14 protein-coding genes are annotated in these 17,197 nt (G+C 70.5%); 3 read left to right on the top strand and 11 right to left on the bottom strand.

The window, feature by feature from the left end; translation table 11 throughout:
- Nucleotides 1-107: 107 nt before the first annotated feature.
- From larA to ACWEN6_RS10425, 4 genes are all read right to left on the bottom strand, one after another.
- Nucleotides 108-1,367 carry a nickel-dependent lactate racemase gene (larA, locus tag ACWEN6_RS10440; RefSeq protein WP_452569940.1) on the bottom strand — a complete coding sequence of 420 codons (1,260 nt, stop codon included), beginning with the start codon at nucleotides 1,365-1,367 and terminating at the stop codon, nucleotides 108-110.
- Nucleotides 1,357-2,268, bottom strand: a complete 912-nt coding sequence (locus ACWEN6_RS10435) for an aldo/keto reductase (protein ID WP_452569939.1) — start codon at nucleotides 2,266-2,268, stop codon at nucleotides 1,357-1,359. Before ACWEN6_RS10435 ends, larA begins: the two co-directional genes overlap by 11 nt.
- Nucleotides 2,265-3,017 carry an SDR family NAD(P)-dependent oxidoreductase gene (locus tag ACWEN6_RS10430; RefSeq protein ID WP_354835851.1) on the bottom strand — a complete coding sequence of 251 codons (753 nt, stop codon included), beginning with the start codon at nucleotides 3,015-3,017 and terminating at the stop codon, nucleotides 2,265-2,267. Before ACWEN6_RS10430 ends, ACWEN6_RS10435 begins: the two co-directional genes overlap by 4 nt.
- 64 nt (nucleotides 3,018-3,081) lie before the next feature.
- Entirely contained in the window at nucleotides 3,082-3,930 is an 849-nt protein-coding gene (locus ACWEN6_RS10425; RefSeq protein ID WP_354835853.1) for a fumarylacetoacetate hydrolase family protein, read from the bottom strand.
- Between the two features lie 166 nt (nucleotides 3,931-4,096).
- Between ACWEN6_RS10425 and larE the strand changes: the two genes are divergently transcribed.
- Nucleotides 4,097-4,906 (top strand): ATP-dependent sacrificial sulfur transferase LarE, encoded by an 810-nt coding sequence (larE, locus tag ACWEN6_RS10420; RefSeq protein ID WP_452569938.1) that lies wholly within the window; start codon nucleotides 4,097-4,099, stop codon nucleotides 4,904-4,906.
- 204 nt (nucleotides 4,907-5,110) lie between these two features.
- Here larE and ACWEN6_RS10415 read toward each other — a convergent pair whose 3' ends face one another.
- Nucleotides 5,111-7,516: a ricin-type beta-trefoil lectin domain protein gene (locus ACWEN6_RS10415; protein WP_452569937.1), complete on the bottom strand. Its 2,406-nt coding sequence runs from the start codon at nucleotides 7,514-7,516 to the stop codon at nucleotides 5,111-5,113.
- A gap of 616 nt (nucleotides 7,517-8,132) precedes the next feature.
- Between ACWEN6_RS10415 and ACWEN6_RS10410 the strand changes: the two genes are divergently transcribed.
- Complete coding sequence (locus tag ACWEN6_RS10410) at nucleotides 8,133-8,879, top strand: FadR/GntR family transcriptional regulator (RefSeq protein ID WP_452569936.1); 747 nt, start codon at nucleotides 8,133-8,135, stop codon at nucleotides 8,877-8,879.
- Between the two features lie 250 nt (nucleotides 8,880-9,129).
- On the opposite strand, the gene ACWEN6_RS10405 is transcribed toward ACWEN6_RS10410, so the two are convergent.
- The 6 genes from ACWEN6_RS10405 to ACWEN6_RS10380 are packed head-to-tail and all read right to left on the bottom strand — an operon-like array spanning nucleotide 9,130 to nucleotide 14,725.
- The gene (locus ACWEN6_RS10405; protein ID WP_452569935.1) at nucleotides 9,130-9,960 is read right to left on the bottom strand and encodes an amidohydrolase family protein; all 831 of its coding nucleotides are present in this window, start codon (nucleotides 9,958-9,960) and stop codon (nucleotides 9,130-9,132) included.
- Nucleotides 9,957-10,301 (bottom strand): L-rhamnose mutarotase, encoded by a 345-nt coding sequence (locus tag ACWEN6_RS10400; protein WP_452569934.1) that lies wholly within the window; start codon nucleotides 10,299-10,301, stop codon nucleotides 9,957-9,959. The genes ACWEN6_RS10405 and ACWEN6_RS10400 overlap by 4 nt, the downstream gene beginning before the upstream one ends.
- Nucleotides 10,298-11,485: a mandelate racemase/muconate lactonizing enzyme family protein gene (locus ACWEN6_RS10395; protein ID WP_452569933.1), complete on the bottom strand. Its 1,188-nt coding sequence runs from the start codon at nucleotides 11,483-11,485 to the stop codon at nucleotides 10,298-10,300. Before ACWEN6_RS10395 ends, ACWEN6_RS10400 begins: the two co-directional genes overlap by 4 nt.
- A 25-nt stretch (nucleotides 11,486-11,510) precedes the next feature.
- On the bottom strand, nucleotides 11,511-12,422 hold the full coding sequence (locus ACWEN6_RS10390) for a carbohydrate ABC transporter permease (protein ID WP_452569932.1): 912 nt from the start codon (nucleotides 12,420-12,422) through the stop codon (nucleotides 11,511-11,513).
- A gap of 4 nt (nucleotides 12,423-12,426) precedes the next feature.
- Nucleotides 12,427-13,359: a carbohydrate ABC transporter permease gene (locus tag ACWEN6_RS10385; RefSeq protein WP_452569931.1), complete on the bottom strand. Its 933-nt coding sequence runs from the start codon at nucleotides 13,357-13,359 to the stop codon at nucleotides 12,427-12,429.
- 1 nt (nucleotide 13,360) lies between these two features.
- Nucleotides 13,361-14,725, bottom strand: a complete 1,365-nt coding sequence (locus ACWEN6_RS10380; protein WP_354926792.1) for an ABC transporter substrate-binding protein — start codon at nucleotides 14,723-14,725, stop codon at nucleotides 13,361-13,363.
- Between the two features lie 534 nt (nucleotides 14,726-15,259).
- On the opposite strand from ACWEN6_RS10380, the gene ACWEN6_RS10375 reads away from it, so the two are divergent.
- Nucleotides 15,260-16,861 carry a lectin gene (locus ACWEN6_RS10375; protein ID WP_452569930.1) on the top strand — a complete coding sequence of 534 codons (1,602 nt, stop codon included), beginning with the start codon at nucleotides 15,260-15,262 and terminating at the stop codon, nucleotides 16,859-16,861.
- Nucleotides 16,862-17,197: the final 336 nt, after the last annotated feature.

Below are 17,197 nucleotides of genomic sequence, written 5' to 3'. Positions count from 1 at the left end.
GCGGCGGACGGCGGACGGCCGGGCGGCGCGGGCCCCCGGCCGCGGCGACCGGATCGGCGGGCGGATCGACGGGCGGATCGACGGGCGGATCGGCGGACGGCGGAGCACTACACCTCCTCGGCCAGGTACGGGATGGTCATCGGCCCCTCCGGCAGGACGCACACCCGGCCCGGCAGCGATTCTACGGTGGCGGCGATGTCGTCGGTCTGCTCCAGGTGGGCCGTGGCCAGATCGGCGTCGCTCAGGTGCGAGGTGTGCATGATCACGCGGGCGGCGCGCTGGATGCGGGCCTGGATCTGCACCTGCCACTGGTCGGGAACGGTCACCGTGCGGCGCGAGATCTCCTGGAACAGCGCCTCCGGCGAGGCGGCCGAGGTGAGCACCTCCCGGTAGGAGCCGTGGTCGGGGAACCCGTCCCGGCACTCGGCGGCGCAGATGATCGTCCCCCCGGGCCGGACGACCTGGGCGGCGGCGCTCATGCCCTTCACCGCCTGGTAGAGGTTCTGGTCGAGCGGGAAGCCCGCGTTGGTCGTCACCACCACCTCGAAGGGCTCGGCGACCGGCCGCATCGCCGCGGCGCGGGCGGCGGCCGTGGCGGCGGCGTGCATCGGCGCCAGGTCGCCGCCGAACGCCCGCACGATCTTCTGCTCGCGGTTGAGCACGACGTCCAGGGCGAAGGTGACCCCGGTCCCGGCGGCTATCGCGCGGACGTCGTCGTGGACGGGGTTGCCCTCGATGACCCCCCAGGTGGCGCGCGGGTCGCCGATGCGGGCCGCGTCGTGCAGCGTCAGCACCGTCTCCAGCGCGGCGAGCCCGGGCGCGACCAGCTTGGGACCGCCGGAGAAGCCGGCGAAGAAGTGCGGCTCCACGAAGCCGGTGGTGATCCGCACGTCCGCGTCGGCCCACTCACGGTTGAGCCAGACGGGCACGTCCTTGCCGAAGCGGCCCATCCAGCGCAGCGACGAGGCGTCGCGCGCGTCGTGGTTGACGATCCGCACCGCGTCCACCACCTGATCGCCGAACATCGCCCGCAGCTCGGTGTCGGTGTTGCCCCGGTGGGTGCCGGTGGCGACCAGGATCACCACGTCACCCAGGTCGACGACGCCGTCCAGCTCGGCCAGGATCGCCGGGATCATCAGATGGCGGGGCTGCGGCCGGGTGCCGTCGCACGCCGAGATCGCGACGGTCTGCCCGCGACTCACCCGTTCACGCAACGGCGGACCGGCGACCGGCTCGCGCAGGGCGCGCCGCAGTTCCGCCGTCTCGTCACCGGCGGCGGCCCTGTCCACCGGGGTGATCACCGTGGTGCGCTCGGCCGGCAGGTCCACGGCGAGCCCGCCGGTGCCGTAGGCCAGGTCAACCCGCATGGTCCAGCTCCTTCCACAGCGCGTCCGGCAGGTCCGTCTCGGTCAGCCTCACGTCCTGCGTGATCTCCTCCGGGCTGCGCGCGCCGATCAGCACCGTGGTCACGGCCGGATGCCGGTGCGGGAACCGCAGCGCCGCCGCCGGCAACGGCACCCCGTGCGACGCGCAGATCCGCTCCAGCTCGCCGGCCCGTGCGAGGACCTCGGGTGGAGCGGCGTCGTAGTCGTAGGTGGCGCCCCCGGCGAGCACACCGCTGTTGAAGACCCCGCCCGCGATGACCGCGACGCCGCGACGCTCGCACTCGGGCAGCAGTTCCGCCGCCGCCGACCGGTCGAGCAGCGTGTAGCGGCCGGCCACCAGGACCGCGTCGACGCCGGTCTCCCGGACGAACCGGGTCAGCATCTCGGCCTGGTTCATCCCGGCCCCGATGGCGCCGATCACGCCCTGGTCGCGCAGCTCGGCCAGCGCCGGGTACGCCTCGCCCGCGGCCTGCTCCCAGTGGTCGTCCGGGTCGTGGATGAACACCAGGTCGAACCGGTCGAGCCCGGTGCGCCGCAGGCTGTCCTCCAGCGAGCGCAGGACGCCGTCGCGGCTGTAGTCACGCATCCGCACATACCCGGTCCGGCCGGGGAAGCCGTCCTCCTCGCCGTCGCCGGGAACCAGCACCCGGCCGACCTTCGTGGACACGACCGCCTCGCCGGCGCCTTCGGGCAGTCCCCGCAGGAAACGCCCGAGGCGCTCTTCGGCCAGCCCGCTCCCGTAGTGCGGCGCGGTGTCGAAGTAGCGGATCCCCGACTCCCACGCCGCGGCCAGCGTCCGCTCCGCCTGCGCCTCCTCCACCGGGGCGAACAGGCCGGCGAGCGGTGCGGTGCCGAGCCCGTACGCCCCGAGGCCGGCTCTCATGACCCCGTCGGCCGTAGCCGCAGGCCGGCCATGCCGCCGTCGACGGCCAGTTCGATGCCGACGGTCGAGCCGGAGGCGGGGCTCGCCAGGTAGGCGACCGCGGCGGCGACCTCCTGCGCGCCGACCAGGCGGCCGTGCGGCTGCCGGGCGGCCAGCGCGGCCCGTTCGGCCTGCGGGTCGGGGGCGGCGTCCAGCAGCCGGCCGATCCAGGGGGTGTCCACGGTGCCGGGATTGACGCAGTTGACGCGGATGCCCTCGCGGATGTGGTCGGCCGCCATCGCGCGGGTGAGCGCGAGCACCGCGCCCTTGGACGCCGAGTACAGCGCCCGCTGGGGCAGTCCGGCCGTGGCCGCGATCGAGCAGGTGTTGACGACCGCCGCGTGCGGGGACCGGCGCAGGTACGGCAGGGCCGCGCGCGTGACGCGAACCATGCCCACGACGTTGAGGTCGAACACCCGCAGCCACTCAGCGTCGTCGTTGTCGGCGACCGTGCCCTGCGCGCCGATGCCCGCGTTGTTCACCAGCACGTCGATGCGGCCGTACCGCTCGGCGACCGCCGTGACCGCCCGGCGGACGGCGGCGTCGTCGGTGACGTCGCAGACGAACTCGGTGTCCCTGAGGTCCAGGACCGCGACCTGCGCGCCCCGCGCGGACAGCTCCTCCGCGACGGCCTGCCCGATGCCGGAGGCGCCGCCGGTCACCACGGCCACCAGCCCGTCGAACTCGCCCCGCGGCTCGCCCCCGCTCATCGTCCCTCCCGCGCCGGTTCGCACGCGCGCGGGCCGGTGCGCCCGGGAAGCGCTCGGCCGCCGCTCACGCCTGCCCCATCCGCTGACGCTGGCGGCCCAGGCCGTCGATCTCCAGCTCCACCACGTCGCCCTCGCGCAGGTACGCCTCCGGGCCCATGCCCATCGCCACTCCCGCCGGGGTGCCGGTGTTGATCACGTCGCCCGGCTCCAGCACCATGAACTGGCTGAGATACCAGACCACGTGGTGCACGCCGAAGATCTGGTTCTTGGTGTCGCCGTTCTGGCGCGGCTCGCCGTTCACCCACAGCCGCAGGCCGAGCGCCTGCGGATCGCCGACCTCGTCCGCCGTGACCAGCCACGGGCCGAGCGGGTTGAACGTCTCGCACGACTTGCCCTTGTCCCACTGGCCGCCGCGCTCGATCTGGAACTCGCGCTCGGAGACGTCGTTGGCGACGGCGTATCCGGCGATCACCTCCGCCGCCTCCTCGGGCGAGGACAGATAACGGGCCGTGCGGCCGATGATCACGGCCAGCTCGACCTCGTAGTCGGTCTTGACGCTGCCGCGCGGCACCAGGACCTCGTCGTCGGGGCCGACGATCGTGTTGGACGCCTTCATGAACACCACCGGCTCCGCCGGGACGGCCGCCCCGGTCTCCTCGGCGTGGTCGGAGTAGTTCAGGCCGATGCAGACGACCTTCCCGGGCCTGGCCACGGGGGCGCCCACGCGCTCGTACGGCCCGGCCTCGGGCAGGCCGCCCTCGGAAAGGGCCGAGCGCACCCGCTCGACGCCGCCCCCGGCCAGGAACCCGCCGTCGATGTCCGGTGTGATCGACGACAGGTCCAGGACGCGGCCGTCGGGCGCGAGCACGCAGGGACGTTCTCCGCCCGCCGGGCCCACTCGCAACAGCTTCACGAACTGCCTTCTTCCGCTTGGTTCAGGGATGGTACGAATTATGGCGAGCCTGGCAGATTCATCGGGTCGCGGTAAAGCCTCACACCCCGAGTGGATCGTCCAGATCGCCGACGACCTCGTATGGCACCATTATTCACGTCACATTGATCGGATGTTTGGATCACAGATGGATGACCTCCTGCGCCGGCTGAACGACCGGCTGAGCGCCGAGACCGCTCTGGTCGTCGCCTACTCGGGCGGCGCGGACTCCGCGTTGCTCGCCTTCGCCGCCGCCCGCGTGCTCGGCGCGCGGGCGCTCGCGGTCACCGCGGTCTCCCCCAGCCTGGCCGCCGCCGAACGGTCGGCCGCCCGCGCGTTCGCCCGGCGCCACGGCCTGGCGCACCTGGAGGTCTGCACCGACGAGGCCGAGCGGCCCGAGTACGCGGCCAACGGCCGCGACCGCTGTTACCACTGTAAGTCGGCGCTGTTCGACGCGCTCGCCCCGCTGGCGGCCGCGATGGGCGCCCGCATGGCGCTCGGCACCAACCTCGACGACCTCGGCGATCACCGGCCCGGTCAGCGCGCGGCGGCCGAGCGCGGCGCCGTCACCCCGCTGGTCGACGCGGGGCTGACCAAGGCCGACGTCCGCGCCCTCAGCCACGAGCTGGGCCTGGTCACGGCGGACAAGCCCGCCGCGCCCTGCCTGGCCTCGCGGGTGAGCTACGGCGATCCGGTGACCCCGGAGATCCTGCGCAAGATCGAGACCGCCGAGGCCGCCCTGCGCGACCTGGGGTTCCCCGTCTGCCGCGTCCGCGCCCACGCCCAGGGCACGCTGGCCCGCGTCGAGGTCCCGGGCGAGGAGATCCCCCGCGCGGCCGAGGTCCGCGCCCGCATCGACGCCGCCGTCCGCGACGCCGGCTTCACCTTCTGCTCGCTCGACCTGTCCGGCTTCGCCTCCGGCCGCCTCAACGCCCTGCTTCCGCTGCTTCCGATCTGACCGGCGCCTGTCCTCCGGGAGTACAGATGAGACGTCGGATGTATGACGTATGTTGAATTGTTATGATCAGCGCTCGGGGTCCACGGCGGTGGACGGCGCGGGCGAGCGACGTCCAGGCGGTTGAGAGAGCGCTCCGCCACGGACCGGCAAGCCCCGCCGAGGCAGATCGCCTCGGCGGGGTCGCCGCGTCTCAGCCGTAGAGGCTCAGCTGCGGGTCCACTGCTGGTTGGTCCCGCCGTGGCAGGTCCAGATGTGGATCTTGCTGCCGTTGGCGGTGCCGTTGTTCGACACGTCCAGGCACTTGCCGGAGCCGACGGCGGTGACGCTGCCGTTGCTGTTGAAGGTCCACTTCTGGTTGTTCTGGCCGTTGCAGTCCCAGATGATGACCGCTGTGCCGTCAGCGGTCCCCGCGCCGTTCACGTCCAGGCACTTGCTGCCGTAGACGCGCAGCTCACCGGCGCTGGTGGAGGTCCATTTCTGGTTGGCCTGCCCGCTGCAGTCCCAGATGTCGACCTGGGTGCCGTTGGTCTGGCTGGAGTTGGGCACGTCCAGGCACCTGCCCGACCCGGTGCCCCTGATCGCGGTCCCCGTGCCCGGGCTCGGTGACGGCGAGGGAGAGGGGGTGCCGCTCTGGGGTCCGGCCGACGCCATGACGGACTGGGCGCCCGACGGCCAGTTGCCGTTGGAGACGGTGACGTTGTTGTTGACGACGTTGCCGCGGTCGCCGTTGGTGATGTTGGTGCTGCTGTTGCTCGTCCAGTTGCCGGTGACGGTGAAGTTGCCCATGTTCTCCCCGCCCCAGTAGTTGGCGGTCGCCCAGGTGCCGATGGAGGAGAACACGTTGTTGCGGACGGTGTAGTACTTGGAGCCCTCGTCGAAGTACACGCCGAAGAAGCCGTTGGTCCGCAGGCAGTAGTTGTCGCTGATCACCGCGCTCGGGTTCCACGAGAGCGTGTAGATGCACCCGCCGTCGGTCATCTGCTGCATCACGTCGTGCACGTAGTTGCCGACGAGCTGGTTGTTGGAGGCGGTGGTCGCCGTGGTGTAGCGCGGCTGATAGTTGTACAGACCGCGGTTGGTGTAGGAGGTGTTGCCGCCCGGCTCGTTGGCGCCCCAGCCGTACCCGATCGACATGCCGGTGTAGGGCAGGTTGTAGACCTCGTTGTGCGAGATCAGGGCGGTGCTGACATAGGTGGGCAGCACCGAGACGATGCCGCGGTAGTCCAGGCCGAGGTCGTGGATGCGGTTGTTGCTGACGGTGATGTTCCGGTTCACCATGCGCTGGTCGCTCGGGTGGTGGGCGTCGGCGCGCACGCCGCCGATCACGATGCCGCCCGCCGAGTTACGGGCGATCTCCGACCGGGTGACCGTGATGTTGCTCGCGCCGAGGCCGACGCCGCTGGCGTGGGCGTTGGCGTCGTTGCCGATGCCGATGGCGGTCTGGCCGAGGTTGGTGAACTGGGAGTCGGTGAAGGTGATGTTGTTGGCCGCGGAGACCTGGACGGCGGCGGGCATCTGGAACCAGTTCGGCCGGGCGGCCTCGAACTGCTGGCAGCCCTCGTTGCAGGAGCCGAAGCTCGGCCAGTTCCAGTTGCCGGCGATGTAGGAGCCGGTCTGCTGGTCCACGAATCCCTGGTTGCTGCTCGGGCCGAGCCAGCTCGTCCCGGTGAAGGTGATGCCGCTGAAGGTGATGTGGTGCGCCGGCGCGTCGTAGGTGCCCCCGACGTCGACCAGGGACTGCAGCACCGGCAGCTCGACGCTGAGGTTGCTCATGTTCTGCCCAGAGGCCGGGATGTAGTACAGGACGCCGGTCCCGGGGTTGATGTACCACTCGCCCGCCGAGTCGAGGAACTCGTAGGCGTTCTCCAGGTACAGCGGCCCCGCCCGGTGCGGGCTGGCGAAGACGTCGTAGCCGAAGTTGTTGTTGTTCCAGGCGGGCTGCTGCATCGTGATCATGCCGCCGCTGATGCTCTGCACCGGCACGTACCGGTCGGTGAAGGAGCCGATGCTCTCCATCTCGACCCGGTTCTGGTTGGCGAGGTTGTTCAGGTAGCTCAAGGCGGAGTTACTGAACCTCATGCCCGTGCTGCCGGCGGTGAAGTCGCCCCGGTTGACCTGGGTGCGCGCGCGGGTGGCGAGGGCGCCGTTGACGTAGAGCTGCCGGGCGTCGATCCCGGTCCCGACACTGGCCCGCCAGATGTTCTTGCCCGAGTCGGCGATCGACCAGCCGGTGACCGCCCGGGCGCCGCTGATCACCGGGTGCGCCGACGCGGCCGCCCGCCACACCACCTGGTATCCGTTGGCGCCGGAGTCGGCGGCGGTCAGCCGTAACGGCGCGGACTGCCGGTACACCCCGTCGGCCAGCTCCACGACGATGTCACCGGACATCCCGCCGACGCGCGACCGCACCGCCGTCTGCGCGCCGGTCAACGAGCAGGGCTGGGCGGCGGTGCAGTCGGTGCCGGTGCCGGAAGGGGAGGCGTAGAGCGTCGTGGTGGCCGCCGAGACGGGAAGGACGGGCGCCACCAGCGCGGCCGCGGCGGTCAGTCCCAGCGCGGCGACCCCGGCCGACACCAACCTCCGCACCACGGATTTCGACAATTGCAACATGGGACCTCCTGATAGGGGTGGGGGTGCGGAAGGCGGAACGCCCTACCGAAGCCGGTCCAGCGGGTTCGGCGCAGGTCTTCGTCAAGCGGTGCCGGGAGGCGCGCGGCCGCTCCGCGACCGGCACCGCCGGCCACGGCGCTCGCCGCCCATCGCCGCTCACTTTCCCCAGAGCGGCCGGTGATCCCGGCCCTCTGCTGCGGAAGGTAATTCGTATGACGTAAGCCGTCAATAGGGTGTCCGCAGCCGCGCCCGCCGCGCCAGAGCGGAGCCGTGGGCCAGGCGCCGGCGGCACGCCCGGTAGACACGCAGGCCAAGCCGCCGGGCCCGTTCACCTCTCCGTAGGGATGCGGGCCCGCGGGGGCATGAAAGCTTCATGGAGGCGGCCCGGCCGGCTCCGCTCCAACGCGCGCGACCGCCGCCTGCCGGGCTCTTCGTCACGGCGCACCTGCGGCGATCATGACCGAGGCTGACCGGAGCGACATCGGACAGGGGGCTCGCCAAACATCACCCGTATGATGTGTAATGTCTTTACGGTGGAGTACAGTGGGGGTCAAGTCGTGACGCCGTCTGCGGCGCGCCATCCGGAGGGGACATGACGGCATCACAGCATGCAGAGGTGAGTGCTACCACTCCCCCGGCGTGGGCGCGACGACCGGCCAACCTCGCCAAGGCGGTCACCGCCGAGCTGGTCGAACGCATCGTACGCGGAGTGCACCCTCCCGGCGTGGCGCTGCCCCGCGAGGCCGACCTGTGCGAGACCTTCTCGGTCAGCAGGACCGTCATCCGCGAAGCGGTGAAGATCCTCCAGGAGAAGGGCCTGGTGCAGGTCCGTCAGGGCTTCGGCACCCTCGTCACTCCGCCGACGAACTGGGACATGCTCGACGAGCTCGTCCTCGGGGTCACCATCGCCGAAGACGAGTCCCTGGCCATCCTCGACGACCTCGTCGTCACCCGGCGCCTGCTGGAGTCCGACATGGCCAACGTCGCCGCGCGCCTGGCGGACGAGGAGACCGTCGAGCGGCTGCGCGCTCTGGTCGACCGCATGGACGAACTGGTGGAGGATCCGCTCACCTACGCCGACCACGACCGCGCCTTCCACGACACGATCATGCAGAGATCCGGCAACCGCATCGCCCGGGGTGTGGTCCGCTCCCTGGAGAAGCAGGCCATCAACACCGCCCGCTACATGGGCCGCACCGAGCCCGCGTTGTGCGTGGCCTCCAACCAGGGCCACCGGCGCATCTACGAGCGCATCGCGGCCAGGGACCCCGCGGGCGCCGCCGAGGCGATGTTCACGCACATCACCGAGGCGTGGCTGGTCCGCCGTACCGGTCGAAGCGCACCCGTGCGCCTGCAGCGATAGCACCGGGCGCACTCGTGCCCGTGCAGCGATAGCACCGGGCGCACTCGTGCCCGTGCAGCGATAGCACCGGGCGCACTCGTGCGCGTACAGCGATGACTCCGGCCACGGCCGTCCCGATCACCTGACGCCCCGCCAGGGACGCCGCACCGCCGCTCACGAGGTGGGTGAGGTCACCGAAGCGGCGGTCCGCCGGGGCCGATCACGGGCACGCCCCGGCGGCCCCGGTCCAGCCGATCCGTGCCCCCCGCCGTCAGGCGCCGAGCCGGTAGAACGCCGACGCGGTGCCCGACCAGATCGCCTGCCTTTCCGGCACGGTCAGCTCGCCGATCAGTTCCTCCACGGCGCCCCGCCAGGCGACGGCACCGGCCCCGAGCTCGGCGAGGGGCCAGTCGGACCCGTACATCAGCCGCTCCGGACCGAAGGCCTCCAGCGCCACGCCGACCACGCGGCGCAGCCCCGCCCGATCGCCGATGCGCAGCATTCCGGCCATCCCGGAGATCTTCGCGTAGGCGTTGGGCCGGGCGGCGAGCTCGCGCAGGCCGGCCTCCCAGCCGGCGGTGTCGCCGGTCTCGGCGATCCCGCCGAGGTGGTCGACGACGAAGCGGACCTCAGGGTGCGCGGACACGACGGCCGCGGCCGACGGCAGTTGCCACGACCGCACGACCAGATCGAAGCCGAGGCCGCGCGCGGCCAGCCCCTTCAACCCCGTCGCCACCTCGGGCCGTGACAGCCAGCCGGTGTCGGGATCGATGTGCACCAGGTGGCGGATCCCGACCAGCCGACCCCGCGCGGCGGGGTCCAGCGCGTCCACCTGCGCGGCGACATCGCCCGTCAGGTCGATCCAGCCCACCACCCCGGCGATGCGCGGGCTCGGGTGGGCCAGCAGCCGCCGCGTCTCGGCGGCGCTGTTGCTCGACTGCACGACGACGGCGGCCTGAATGCCCGTCGAGTCGAGCATCCGCTCCAGATCTCCGGGCGCGAAGTCCCGGTCGATCGCCGCCATCGTCGCCGGGTCGATCCACGGCTGGGGGTCGGTCCGCCGGTTCCAGAGATGGACGTGCGCGTCGAGGGAACGGCTCACGGCAGATGCCAGATCTCGTCGAGCGGCTGCCACAGGGCGCCGGGATCGCGCTCCTCGACGATGCGCACCTGGCACGGATCGGTGTGGGTCCACCACTCGCGTGTCACGGGGTCCTCGGCGATGCGGGCCATGTCGGCGGCGTGATCCTCGCCGACGTACTCGTAGTAGGCGAACAGGGTGTCGCCGACGATGAAGATGGAGTAGTTGGTCACGTTCGCGTCGCGCAGGGTCTGCTCCACCTGCGGCCAGACGTCGCGATGCAGTTCCAGGTACTCCTCGCGGCGCTCCGGCCGGACCCCGACGACCAGGGCGTGACGCTCGACGCGGCGCCCGGCGCTCACGACCCCACCCGTTCCACCGCGGGGGCGCCGATGGGCTCGTCCTGACGCGAGTCGGGGACGATGCGCAGGCCCGCCCGGTTGGGACGGACATGCGGCCCGGTGGTGGCGGCCGGCGGGTTGGCGGCGCGCACGGCGTTGATGTGCTCCTCGTCGACCTGGATGCCGATGCCCGGCTCGTCGCCGAGGACGATCCCTCCGTCCGCGAACTCCTGGTCGATCGTGAGACCGACCGGCGAGGAGAGGTCCTGGACCTCGAAGGTCAGGTGGTTGGGCACCGCCACGGCGGCGTGCGCCAGGGGGTTGCCGTGGTAGGCCACCGGGCTCACCGGCAGGTCGAGGCTGTGGGCCACGGCGGCCACGCGCAGGAAGTGGGTGATGCCCCACACGTTGCCCACCTGGACGATGTCGACGGCGTCGGCGTCCAGCAGCGGCCGGTACTGCTCGAGGCCGGTGAGGTTCTCGCCGGTCGCGACGGCGGCGCGGATGCCCTGCCGGACCGAGGCCAGCCCGGCCGCGTCCCAGCGCCGCACCGGCTCCTCGATCCAGGTGAGGTCGACCGTGCGCTCCAGCGCCGTGACGAACCGGACCGCCTGCGATCGGTTCCACGACTCGTTGGCGTCGAACATCAGGGCGGGATGCGCCGAGTTGCGCCCGAGGACGTCCCGCAACGCCTCCAGCCGGCGCAAGTCGTGCGCCAGGTTGCGGCCGCCCTTGAGCTTGCCGGCGCTGAACCCGCGGTCGGCGAAGCGCTCGTACAGGCGTACCAGGGCGTCGTCGTCGAGGGCGATGTCCAGCCCGGAGGCGTAGCCGGGGACGAACCGGTCCAGGCCGCCGAGGGTGCGCCAGAGCGGCTCCCCGGCCGCCTTGGCCTTCAGGTCCCAGAGGGCCATGTCGATCGCGCCGATGGCGCCGAACGTCGCGCCCGAGTGGCCGGTCTTGAACACCCGGGCCAGCATCCGGTCATAAAGCGCCGAGACGGCCCGGGGATCCTCGCCCTCGACGGCGCCGAAGACGCGGTCGATGTCGCCGTGCGCACCGAGTCCGACCCCCTCGAGACCGCTGTCGGTCTCGAGGATCAGCACGTGCACCTCGGTACGCGGCTCGGGCATGACCCCGTTGGCGTCGCCGATCAGGCGTCCCCAGTCGTGCTCTGTTGTCAGGCTGCGATAGCCGGTGACCTTCACATTGCTCCTTTGGCAGGGTTTCGGCTCACTCCTTGGTGCCGCCCGCCGTCATGCCGGCGACAAGGAAGCGCTGCGCGAAGAGAAAGACGATCAGCACGGGCAGCACCGAGATGACGGTCGCGAGCGCGAGCGTCGGCAACTGCACGGACTGGGCCCCGGCGGAGCTGGGGTTGAACGCCGGGGTCGAGGCGAGCAGGGAGGTCAGCCCGACCTGGATCGGGTAACCGTCGCTCGAGGGCAGCATCACGAAGGGCAGGAAGAAGTTGTTCCAGCTCTGCACGAAGCTGAAGAACGCGACGAGCGCGATGATCGGCGCGGCCAGCGGCAGCGCGACCCGCGTGAACACCTGGAGCTCGCTGCACCCGTCGAGGCGGGCCGCCGCGAGCAGGTCACGCGGAACGCTCGTCGAGAAGTAGATGTAGGTGAGATAGACGCCGAACGGGAAGAACGACATCGGCAGGATCACCGAGAGCGGGCTGCCGATCAGCCCCACCACGTTCAGCTCCAGGAAGATGGGCAGCACCAGCGCGGTGTTCGGGATCAGCATCACGATCAGCGTCAGCACCAGCAGCAGCCGCCGGAAGCGGAACTCCGTCAGGGCCATCGCGTAGCCCGCCGGGATGCTGGCGATGAGCGTGATGACCAGCGCGCCGAGCGCGTACAGCGCCGAATTGCCCACCCAGGCGGTCACCGCGCCGTCCTGGAAGCCGAACAGCTGGTCCCAGTTGGCGGCCAGGTCGCCGAGACTTCCGGGCAGGAACGGACTGCCGATGATGAGCCCGCGCGCCGACTTCGTCGTCGCCAGCAGCAGCCAGACGATCGGGATGGCGAAGAAGAGCACGAAGACCACGACCACGACCGCCACGATCGTGCGGCCGCTCCAGCCACCCAGGCCGCTGCGGCTCTTGGCGTGGCGGCCGGCGTCCACTGTCGTCATGGGCTCAGCCCCTCTCGAACAGGCCGCCGCGCGTCACGAAGACGGCCGACAGCGCGAGGGCGATGACCAGCAGCAGCAGCGAGATGGCCGCCGCTCCGTTGAAGTCGTTCTGCTGGAAGGCGTACTGGTAGGCGAGCTGGTTGAGCGAGTAGTCGTTGGGCACCACCGCGTTGCTGGCCTGCGAGAGCAACTGGGGCTCGACGAACAGCTGCGTGCCGGCGGCGAGCGACATGATGCCCATGTAGGAGATCCACTTGCGCAGCAGCGGCAGCTGGACGCGCCAGGCGATCTGCACGGTGGTCGCGCCGTCGATGCGCGCCGCCTCGATCACGTCGTGGCTGATGTTGTTCAGCGCGCCGTACATGATGACGATCCAGCCGCCGGCGCCGGTCCAGAAGGCGATGATGGCGAAGACCGGAGGCAGGTTGCCGGGCACGATGGTCTGCACGAAGCTCGAGAAGCCCAGCAGGTGGAGCAGCCCGGATACCGGGCTCGCGGTCGGGTCGAGCACGAACAGCCACAGCAGCACGCTGGAGGCGCCCGCCAGGGCGCCCGGCAGGTAGAAGATGAAGCGCAGCGTCCGGCTCATCCACCGCACGCGCACCGCGTGCACGACGATGGCCAGGAACGAGACCAGCACCACCAGGGCGACCAGCCAGATCACCAGGTACAGCGCGACGTGCGTGACGGCCGGCCCGAAACGGAAGTCGCCGACGACCTTGACGAAGTTGTCAACGCCGGCGAAGCCGCCGTCGCCGGTGGTGAACGCGAGGTAGAGGGCGTAGAACGCGGGCAGGATCCCGAACGCGACCGCGAGGATCGCGTACAGGGCGATGAAGGCGTAGCTCATCGCGCTGCGTTCTGCGCCGTCACCGCGGCCGGCCGGCCGCCTGTGCGCGTTCGCCACCGGCGGGGCGGCTTCGCCCGCCGTCGTCATCTCACTTGATCGTGTAACCATTGACCTGGGCTTGGTTCTTGATGGCGGTCTCCCATTCGGGAAGCAGGTCGACCAGGCTCTTGCCGCCGGCGATCGCGGGAGTGACCGTCTTGGCCCAGATCGCCTCCTGGCTGAAGATCCCCGAACCCCATCCGGTCCAGATCTCCGAGCCGGCCTTGACCAGCGCCTGCAGGTCGCCGGCGTAGTAGCCGCTCGACTCCTGCTTCTTGATCCACTTGTCCGCCGCCGGGGCGTAGGCCGGGAAGCCGGGAGCGAGGTTCACCTGGTAGTCGTCCGCCGTCGTGACGAACTCGACGAACTTCTCGGCCGCCTTGAGGTTCTTGGAGTGGCTGCTGACGAACCAGGTGCCGCCGCCGACGTTGCCGGTCACGGCCTCCTCGCCCTTCCACGCCAGCGGCGCGGCGACGCCGAGCTGGCCCTTGGGGACGTTGAGGGACTGCGGGTTGTTGAAGATGGCGCCCGCGTACCAGGCCGGGCCCGGCATCATGAGCACCTTGTCGGCGTACTTCTTCACGAACTCGGGGGTGAAGACGCTGATGTTGGGGGTGGTGCCGTTCTTGACCAGCGTGTCGAGCATCGCGGCGACCCGCTTGCACTCATTGGTGCCGGTGCTGACCGTCACCTCCTTGGGACCGGTGACGCCGTTCGCCTGGCACTTGCCGCTCCACATGTAGATCTCTGGGGCGAAGGCGTCTCCGACGGTCCCGACGATGTAGCCGGAGTGCTCCTGGGCGACCTTCTCACCGATCGCCTGGTACTCCTCCCACGTCGTGGGGACGGAGTAGCCGAACTTGTCGAACAGGCTCTTGTTGTACCAGAGCACCACCTGCGCGAGGTCGTTGCGGAGGCAGTAGACCTTGCCCTCGACGGTGCATGGGTTCAGCGAGCCCTTGGTGAAGTTGTCGAGCGTGCTCTGCGGAACCAGCCCGTCACTGAGCACGGCCGCGTACGCCTGCTTGCCGTTGGTCTTCTGGCTCGCCCACGCCGCGTCGTTGTTCTGCGACGAGAAGACCACGTCCGGCCAGCCGCTGCCCGCCTGGTCGAACAGCTGGATCTTGGTCCGGAAGGAGTTGGAACCGTTCGCCGAGCCGTCGTAGGTGACCACGTTCAGCTTCGCGTCGGGGTTGGCCTTCTTGAAGGCGTCCACCGCGCTCGACCGGTCGGCGTCCACCCACACCGTGATGGGGGCCTTGTCATCTTGCGCGGCCTTCGGAGCCCCGTTGGACCCGGAGGAGGCGCCGCCGCCGCCTCCGCAGCCGGCCACCGTCAGTGCGATGGCGATGGACCCGGCACCGGCGATGCCCATCCATCGGCGCGTACGTCCCGCCTTTGTGCTATCGACCATAGGAGTGTCCCTGTCTGGACGGTCATGTTGACGTGCTGTTCATCGGGTCGAAATATAAGACCATACGTATTATGTTTGCAAGGGTTCCCTTCACCTCGTGGCACGAGCGATAACAGCCGCCACAAGGTGAGGCGCTCCGGCGATCCCCTCCGCGTCCCCCGAGTTCGGACAAGTGGCGCATCGGTGCAGCATCGCGATGAAACTTTCAGCACAAGGCGGTCGCGGATGATGTGATCCGGCCCAGCAAGGAGCGGCCGGAGTCCCGCGCGGCGCCGGCGATCACCCGGGCCGACGCTTGACGGCAGCTCAGCACATCGTATTTGCTCCGCCGCATCACCCGTCCACCAGCGAGGGGTCGGCCCCGCCCCGTGAATGTTATCGATAACATCACCTCCCCCGCCTCTCGCCGGGACGACCGGCCGCCGCGCGCGGGCGCCGTCCCGCCGGCCGTGGTGACGACGGCCGCCCCATCGCGCGGGCCTCTGGGACGAGAACGGCAATGACCACGATCACGGCTTATCACGGAGGAATCAGATGCGCAGGATCCTGAAATGGGCGCTGGCGGCGTCACTGGCCGCCGGGTCCCTGGTCGCGGTCGGCGGCGCGACGTCGCCGGTCGCCGCCCTGGAGAACGGGCTGGCCCGTACGCCGCAGATGGGGTGGAACGACTGGAACAGCTTCGGCTGCAACGTCAACGAGACGCTCATCCGGCAGACCGCCGACATCATGGTGTCCAGCGGCATGGCGGCGGCGGGCTACCAGTACGTCAACATCGACGACTGCTGGTCGACCAAGAGCCGCAACGGAAGCGGCGACCTGGTGGCCGATCCGCAGAAGTTCCCCAGCGGCATCAAGGCCCTGGCCGACTACGTGCACGGCAAGGGGCTGAAGCTCGGCATCTACTCCTCGGCCGGCACCACGACGTGCGCGGGGTATCCCGCCGCCCTCGGCAACGAGCGCCGCGACGCCAACCTGTGGGCCTCGTGGGGCATCGACTACCTGAAGTACGACAACTGCGGCGACCACCAGGGCAAGAACGGCCAGCAGCGCTACACCGCCATGCGTGACGCGCTGGCCGCCACCGGCCGCTCCATCCTGTACAGCCTGTGCAACTGGGGCCAGGAGAGCGTCTGGACCTGGGGAATGGCGACGGGCAACTCCTGGCGGACCACCGGCGACATCCAGGCCAACTGGAACTCCATCACCGGTCTGCTGGACCAGCAGGTCGGCCTGGACGCCTACTCGGGGCCCGGCGGCTGGAACGACCCCGACATGCTGGAGGTCGGCGTCGGCTCGCTGACCGCCACCGAGGGCCGGGCGCACTTCAGCCTGTGGGCGCTGCTGAACGCCCCGCTCATCGCCGGCAACGACATCCGCTCGATGAGCTCCGACACCCGCACGACCCTGACCAACACCGAGGTCATCGCGGTGAACCAGGACTGGGGCGGCAGGCAGGGCACCAAGATCAGCGACAACGGGAACCTGGAGGTGTGGCGCAAGCCCATGTCCAACGGCTCGGTCGCGACCGTCCTGCTCAACCGCGGCACCAGCACCGCGACCGTCTCCACCACCGCCACCGCCCTCGGGCTCGGCTCCGGCTCCTCCTACTCGGTGCGCGACCTGTGGGCGCACACCACCGGCTCCTCCGCAGGGACGATCAGCGCCTCGGTGCCCGCCCACGGAGCCGCCATGTACATCGTGTCCGGCGGCGGCACCCCGCCCAGCCCGACCCCCACGCCCACCCTGCCGGCGGGCGGCTCGATCAAGGGCACGGCGTCGGGACGGTGCCTGGACGTCAACAACGCCGGCACTGCGAACGGCACCGGCGTCATCATCTGGGACTGCAACGGTCAGACCAACCAGCAGTGGAGCTCCACGAGCGCCAGTGAGCTGCGGGTCTACGGCAACAAGTGCCTGGACGTGAACGGCGCGGGCACGGCCAACGGCACCAGCGTCATCATCTGGGACTGCAACGGGCAGAACAACCAGAAGTGGCGGTTCAACTCCGACGGCACCATCACCGCCGTCGGCGCGAACAAGTGCCTGACCGCGGCCGACAACGCCACGGCCAACGGCACCAAGATCGTCATCTGGGACTGCAACGGCGGCGCCAACCAGCGCTGGGCCCGCGCCTGACATCCTCCGGCCCCGTCCGGGGCGGTCCTGTCCGGGGTGGCTCGCGCCCCGGACGGGACCGCTGAAATATTCACGGCCGAGGCCGGGCGGGTAAGCCGGCTTGGCCCAGGTAGACGCGGGCGCGGAGCGCCCGGCGGCCCGGCACCGCCTTGACGGGGCCGGGCCGCGTCGTATTTGCTCCGCCGCACACCACCAATCACGACCCCGGCCTCGACGCGGTTGGTGTTAGCGGTAACAGGCGCCGGGCCGATCGTGATCGCCGGACGAGGCGGGCCGCCGACGTCTCACGTGAGCACGAGCACCATGAGGCAGCGATGTTAGCGCTAACAGGCATCG

This window comes from Sphaerisporangium sp. NPDC004334 (assembly GCF_053602655.1).
The sequence above is the reverse complement of the archived record's forward strand: the minus strand, read 5'-3'. Positions and strand labels throughout refer to the sequence as shown.

Excerpts from the sequence above, each read along its gene's own strand:
- ACWEN6_RS10435 (WP_452569939.1), bottom strand. The coding sequence starts at position 2,268 with ATGAGAGCCGGCCTCGGGGCGTACGGGCTCGGCACCGCACCGCTCGCC.
- ACWEN6_RS10430 (WP_354835851.1), bottom strand. The coding sequence starts at position 3,017 with ATGAGCGGGGGCGAGCCGCGGGGCGAGTTCGACGGGCTGGTGGCCGTG.
- ACWEN6_RS10380 (WP_354926792.1), bottom strand. The coding sequence starts at position 14,725 with ATGGTCGATAGCACAAAGGCGGGACGTACGCGCCGATGGATGGGCATC.
- ACWEN6_RS10390 (WP_452569932.1), bottom strand. The coding sequence starts at position 12,422 with ATGACGACAGTGGACGCCGGCCGCCACGCCAAGAGCCGCAGCGGCCTG.
- larE (WP_452569938.1), top strand. The coding sequence starts at position 4,097 with ATGGATGACCTCCTGCGCCGGCTGAACGACCGGCTGAGCGCCGAGACC.
- ACWEN6_RS10375 (WP_452569930.1), top strand. The coding sequence starts at position 15,260 with ATGCGCAGGATCCTGAAATGGGCGCTGGCGGCGTCACTGGCCGCCGGG.
- ACWEN6_RS10415 (WP_452569937.1), bottom strand. The coding sequence starts at position 7,516 with ATGTTGCAATTGTCGAAATCCGTGGTGCGGAGGTTGGTGTCGGCCGGG.
- ACWEN6_RS10385 (WP_452569931.1), bottom strand. The coding sequence starts at position 13,359 with ATGACGACGGCGGGCGAAGCCGCCCCGCCGGTGGCGAACGCGCACAGG.
- larA (WP_452569940.1), bottom strand. The coding sequence starts at position 1,367 with ATGCGGGTTGACCTGGCCTACGGCACCGGCGGGCTCGCCGTGGACCTG.